At 70.2% G+C, this 5,827-nt stretch carries 5 protein-coding genes; 4 read left to right on the forward strand and 1 reads right to left on the reverse strand.

Annotated features, from left to right (window positions below):
• The first annotated feature begins 182 nt into the window (after nt 1-182).
• Genes VJR25_RS03605 through VJR25_RS03620 form a run of 4 tightly spaced genes read left to right on the forward strand, consistent with a single transcriptional unit; the run spans nt 183 to nt 5,522 of the window.
• Nucleotides 183-1,835: an ABC transporter substrate-binding protein gene (locus tag VJR25_RS03605; protein WP_324112609.1), complete on the forward strand. Its 1,653-nt coding sequence runs from the start codon at nt 183-185 to the stop codon at nt 1,833-1,835.
• Nucleotides 1,832-3,592, forward strand: coding sequence for an ABC transporter ATP-binding protein (locus VJR25_RS03610; protein WP_324112611.1), 1,761 nt, complete (start codon nt 1,832-1,834; stop codon nt 3,590-3,592). The genes VJR25_RS03605 and VJR25_RS03610 overlap by 4 nt, the downstream gene beginning before the upstream one ends.
• A complete protein-coding gene (locus tag VJR25_RS03615) occupies nt 3,589-4,527 on the forward strand; it encodes an ABC transporter permease (RefSeq protein ID WP_324112613.1) in 939 nt (312 codons plus the stop codon). Before VJR25_RS03610 ends, VJR25_RS03615 begins: the two co-directional genes overlap by 4 nt.
• Nucleotides 4,524-5,522, forward strand: coding sequence for an ABC transporter permease (locus tag VJR25_RS03620; RefSeq protein WP_324112615.1), 999 nt, complete (start codon nt 4,524-4,526; stop codon nt 5,520-5,522). Before VJR25_RS03615 ends, VJR25_RS03620 begins: the two co-directional genes overlap by 4 nt.
• 15 nt (nt 5,523-5,537) lie before the next feature.
• Here the strand turns inward: VJR25_RS03620 and VJR25_RS03625 are convergent.
• A partial coding sequence (locus tag VJR25_RS03625; RefSeq protein WP_324112617.1) for a hypothetical protein occupies nt 5,538-5,827 on the reverse strand: 290 nt, incomplete at its 5' end.

A 5,827-nucleotide genomic window follows, 5' to 3' on the forward strand; every position in this document is an offset into this window, starting at 1 on the left:
ACTGAGAACGGCGGTCGAAAGACCGCCTCGCGGTCGCCCCGCGAGCGAAGAGAGTCGAAACGCAGGAATAACGGTGCATGACGCATCGGTTGGTGTCGGTGGTCGCACGTGAGCGACCATGGACGGACCACATCCAGTTCCACGGCGCCCGCCACAGCATCCGGGCCCGAGAGAGGCATCCCATGAGGAATCGTGTGAAGGGCGCCATTGCGCTCGCCGCCGCGGCGGCACTTCTGCTGACCGGCTGCTCCGGCAGCTCGCACAACGGGCCGAGCGCCACGTCGGCGAAGGGCGGGACCCTGACGATCCTGACCCAGCAGACGCAGATCAACCTCGACCCGGCCAAGAGCCAGAACCTGGCGATCACGACTCTGGGCCTGCTCGTGCGGCGCCTGACCACGTGGGACATCCAGCCCGGCAAGGACCCGAAGGTGGTCCCCGACCTCGCCACGAACACCGGTGTGCCCAGCGACGGCGGCAAGACGTGGACCTACACGCTCAAGTCGGGTCTCAAGTTCCAGGACGGCACCCCCATCACGAGCGCGGACATCAAGTACGGCGTCGAGCGCTCGTTCGCGCCGGAGCTCTCCGGCGGTCTCGGCTACCACAAGCCCCTCCTCGTCGGCGGCGACGCCTACAAGGGACCGTACTCCGGCAAGCAGCTCGCGTCGATCGAGACGCCGAACGCCACCACGATCGTGTTCCACCTGAATGCGCCGTACGGCAACTGGCCGTGGATTGTGTCGATGCCCGCGTTCGCGCCGGTGCCGAAGGCCAAGGACAACCCCAACACGTACACCGACGACCCGGTGGCATCCGGCCCGTACGAGGTCAAGAGCAACCAGCAGGGCACGCAGCTCACCCTCGTGCGCAACAAGTACTGGTCGCAGGACTCGGTGCGCACCGGCGGTCCCGACCAGATCGTGTTCAAGGAGAGCCAGGACGTCTCCACGAGCGCGCAATCGCTCATCTCCGACGCGGGGAGTGCGCAGACGTCGTTCATGTCCGACTACCTCGGCGCCGCGCAGCTGAACCTCGTGAACCAGAACCCCGCGGCGAAGTCGCGCCTGGTCACCTCGCAGGCGGGCCCCATCAACTACGTCGCGATCAACACCACGCGCGGTCCGCTGAAGAACCTCAAGGTGCGTCAGGCGATCAACTATGCGATCGACCCGAAGGCGTTCATCATCGCCCAGGGCGGCAGCCAGGCCGCGATCCGGGCCACGACCCTGATCACCCCCGGCATCCCGGGCCGCGTCGAGTACGACCTCTACCCGGCCGGCCAGGACGGGAACGTCGCGAAGGCCAAGCAGCTGCTCCAGGAGGCCGGTGTCTCGTCGCTGAACCTCACGATGTGGGCGCAGAACGACGATCGGAGCCAGGCCGAGGCGCAGGCGGTGCAGGAGGGCCTGAAGCGCGTCGGCATCACCGTCACGATCAAGCCGATGGACCAGACGTCGTTCTACAACGAGGTCACCACCACCACGGCCTCGTACGACCTCGCCCTCTCGGGCTGGCAGCCGGACTTCCCGTCGGCGGCGGGCAACATCCAGCCGCTGTTCGCGTCCGACCAGATCGGCAACGGCGGGTTCAACCTGTCGCACTACAGCAACCCGGCCGTCGACAAGCTGATCGACCAGGCGCAGGCCACCGTCGACCAGACCCAGGCGAACACGCTGTGGGCGCAGGTCGACAAGACGATCATGCAGGATGCCCCGATCGTTCCGCTCACCTATGCGCGCCAGGCGTTCCTGCGCGGCAGCAAGGTGCAGAACTTCTTCGTGGCCTCCTTCCCGGCCTACCCGAACTATCTGAAGGTCACGCTCGCCCAGTGAGCGGCGACCCGACCGACGTCGTGCTGTCGGTGGACGCGATCACGGTCGCGTTCACCGGCGGCGACGACGAAACCTCGGCCCGCACCGTCGTCGACGGTGTGGGCTTCGACCTGCGCCCTGGACGCGTGCTCGCGCTCGTGGGCGAATCGGGGTCCGGCAAGTCCGTCACCGCGATGTCGATCCTCGGGCTGCTGCCCCCGACCGCGCGCGTGAGCGGCAGCATCCGCCTGCAGGGCGACGAGCTGATCGGCGCGTCGCCGGCCGCCCTGCGGCGCGTGCGCGGCGGCGTCATCGGCACCATCTTCCAGGAGCCGATGAACGCGTTCGACCCGGTGTATCCGATCGGGTGGCAGATCGCCGAGGCGATCACCGCGCACACCCGCGTGCCGGGCGCGCGGGTCACCGAGCGCGTGCACGACCTGCTCGCGTCGGTGGGGCTGCGTGACGTGGAGCGCATCGCGAAGTCGCATCCGCATGAGCTGTCCGGCGGCCAGCTGCAGCGCGCCATGATCGCCCAGGCGATCTCGTGCGACCCGATCGCGATCATCGCGGACGAGCCGACGACGGCCCTGGACGTCACCGTGCAGGCCGGCATCCTGGACCTGCTGCGCGCCCTCCGTGACGAGCGGGGCGTCGGGATCCTCCTCATCACCCACGACATGGGCGTGGTCGCCGACCTCGCCGACGACGTCGTGGTGATGCGGCGGGGCGAGGTGGTGCAGCAGGCCGACGTGGCGACGCTGTTCCGCGCGCCGGAAGCGGAGTACACCCGCGAATTGCTTCGGGCCGTGCCGCGGCTGCGCAAGCTCGGCGACGCACCGGCCGAAGACGCGGCCGACGATGCGGTCGAGGATGCGCCGGCCCCGTCGCCCGTGCCCGCAGCGGATGCCCCGTCCGCACCTCCGGCGGTCGACGTGCGCGACGTGTCGATCGTCTACAAAGCCTCCGGCTGGGGCGGCCACTCGCTGCGCGCCGTGGACGAGGCGACCTTCGCGATCCGCGCCGGGGAGACCTTCGGCCTCGTCGGCGAGTCGGGATCGGGCAAGTCCACCCTCGGCCGCGCCCTCGCCGGGCTCGTGCCGGTGGCCTCCGGAACCGTCGAGGTCGCCGGAACCGATCTGGCCCGGGCCTCCCGCGGCGCGCTGCGCCGGGTGCGTACCGAGATCGGCTACGTCTTCCAGGACCCGGCCTCCTCCCTGAACCCGCGCAACACGATCGGCCACTCCATCTCCGAACCGCTGCGACTGCACACGGCGCACGGCAAGGCCGAGCGCGCCCGACGCGTCGGCGAGCTGCTGGACGCCGTGCAGCTGCCGGCCGCCTACGCGGAGCGGTACCCGCACGAGCTGTCCGGCGGTCAGCGGCAGCGGGTCGCGATCGCCCGCGCCGTGGCCCTCTCGCCCGCGCTGCTCATCGCCGACGAGCCCACGAGCGCCCTCGACGTGTCCGTGCAGGCGCGGGTGCTGGAGCTGCTCACGTCTCTGCAGCGCGACCTCGGGTTCGCCTGCCTGTTCATCAGCCACGACCTCGCCGTCGTGCAGCAGGTCGCGCACCGGGTCGCGGTCATGCACACCGGCCGCATCGTCGAAGCCGGCGCGGCATCCACTCTTCTCGCCGATCCGCAGGACCCGTACACGCGGCGGCTGCTCGCCGCGGCACCGGTCGCCGACCCGGTGGAGCAGGCTGCGCGTCGCGCGGCCTGGCGGCGACTCATGGCGGATGCCGCCGTCGACGCCGCCACGGGGGAGGCCGCATGACCACCGCCAACACCGTCGAGGGCGAACCGGTCCTCGCGCCGCCGCGCCGCGGCTTCCGCCGTGTGGTGCGGCACCTGGTGCGCGACCGCTGGGCCTTCGCCGGCGCCGTGATCATCGTCGTGTTCGTGCTCGGCGCGATCCTCGCGCCGCTGATCACCGGGATCACCGGCCAGAACCCGTACACGTACCACGTCGATCTGCTCACCGACTCCGGGTCCCCGACGGGCTGGGGCGGGGGCATCAGCGCGCGGCACTGGTTCGGGGTCGAGCCGCTGACCGGACGCGACATGTTCTCCATCGTCGTCTACGGCGCGCGCATCTCGCTGCTGGTCGGCATCAGCGCCACCGTCATCTCCGTGGTCATCGGCGTGCTGGTCGGCGTCACCACCGGATTCTTCGGCGGCTGGTACGACCGCGTGATGAGCCGGGTGGTGGACGTCATGTTCGGCTTCCCGGTGCTCGTGTTCCTCATCGCGCTCACCGCGATCGTGCCCTCGAGCGTGCCGCGACCGGTGTTCATGATCCTCGTCATCGGGTTCTTCGGCTGGCCGCCGATCGCCCGCGTCATCCGCGGTCAGGCCCTGTCGCTGCGCGAGCGCTCGTTCGTGACGGCATCCACCGCGATGGGCGCCGGATCCTGGAGGGTCGCGTTCACGCAGGTGCTGCCGAACGTCACCGCGACGATCATCGTCTACACCACGATCCTCGTGCCCTCGATGATCGGCTTCGAGGCCGCGCTGTCGTTCCTCGGCGTGGGCGTCCCGCCGCCCACCCCGAGCTGGGGTCGCACGATCGGCCTCGCCGTCGGCTGGGTGCAGACCGACCCCATGTACCTGGTGTTCCCGGGTGCCGCCCTGTTCCTCATCACCCTCGCGTTCAACGTGCTCGGCGACGGGCTGCGCGACGCACTCGACCCGAAGGGAGCCCGCCGATGACGATGCTCCGCTTCCTCTCGACCCGCCTGCTCGGCATGCTCCTCGTGCTGCTGGTCGTCGCCACGGTGACCTACGCGATCTTCTACCTGCTGCCCACCAACCCTGCGCAACTGGCGTGCGGCAAGCCGTGCACTCCCGACAACCTCGCCCGGGCCGAGGAGTTCATGGGCACCAACCTGCCCTGGTACGAGCAGCTGTGGGACTTCCTGTCCGGCATCGTCACCGGCCGCCGGTTCGGCCACGGCGCGGCCGCGGTGGTGTGCGCGGCCCCGTGCTTCGGCTACTCGTTCCAGCAGAACGCCACCGTGACCGACCTCATCCTGTCCCGTTTCCCGGTGACCGCGTCCATCGCGGTCGGCGCCGCCGTGCTGTGGCTGCTCGCCGGTGTCGCGGGCGGCGTCGTCTCCGCCCTGAAGCGCGGCACGTGGATCGACCGCACGGTGATGACCGTCGCGATCGCGGGGGTGTCGGCTCCGAGCTACCTGGTGGGGCTGCTGGTGATCCTGGTGTTCGGGTTCATCCTCGGATGGCTGCCCACCGGCGGCTACGTGCCGTTCACGGAGGACCCGGTGCAGTGGTTCGTGCACCTGGTGCTGCCCTGGTGCACGCTCGCGTTCATCAGCGCGGCCATCTACGCGCGACTCACCCGCGGCCAGATGATCGAGCAGATGGGCGAGGACTACATCCGCACGGCCCGGGCCAAGGGGCTCACCGAGGGCCGGGTGATCGTGCGGCACGGGCTGCGCAACGCGATCATCCCGGTGGTGACGATCTTCGGTCTCGACCTCGGCGCGCTGCTGGGCGGCACGGTCATCACCGAGAAGGTGTTCTCGATGCAGGGGATCGGGGCGCTGCTCATCGACGCGGTGCACCAGCTCGATCTGCAGCTCGTGGTCGGGTTCACCCTGTTCGCCGCGTTCCTCATCGTCGTCGCGAACTTCGTGGTCGACATCCTGTACGTGTTCGTCGACCCGCGCGTGAAGGCCGCCGCGTAGCAGCCGGCGTCCGGCCTACCGTTTCGGGGAGGGATGCCGCGGGGCGGACGGCAGGGCCGCGGCGATGACCGCGCAGACGACCGCGGGCAGGTAGAACAGCCCGATGCTGAGGATGCCGAGCAGCACGAACATGCTCACGAGCACCGCGGCCACGAGCGCGACGACGGCCGCCGCCCGGCCGCGCAGCAGCAGCGGGATCGCGAGGGCGACGGCGGGAAGCAGCAGGATCACGAGGTACCCGCCGCCCATCACCTGCAGCACCGTCTGGGAGGTGCGCGCGGCGGTGGCAGCGCCGGCGGACGAGC

Source organism: Microbacterium sp., from assembly GCF_035277845.1.
Lineage (GTDB): Bacteria > Actinomycetota > Actinomycetes > Actinomycetales > Microbacteriaceae > Microbacterium.

What these genes read in the sequence shown, in the direction of transcription:
- VJR25_RS03615 (WP_324112613.1), top strand. Translation starts at nt 3,589, where the DNA reads ATGACCACCGCCAACACCGTCGAGGGCGAACCGGTCCTCGCGCCGCCG.
- VJR25_RS03605 (WP_324112609.1), top strand. Translation starts at nt 183, where the DNA reads ATGAGGAATCGTGTGAAGGGCGCCATTGCGCTCGCCGCCGCGGCGGCA.
- VJR25_RS03620 (WP_324112615.1), top strand. Translation starts at nt 4,524, where the DNA reads ATGACGATGCTCCGCTTCCTCTCGACCCGCCTGCTCGGCATGCTCCTC.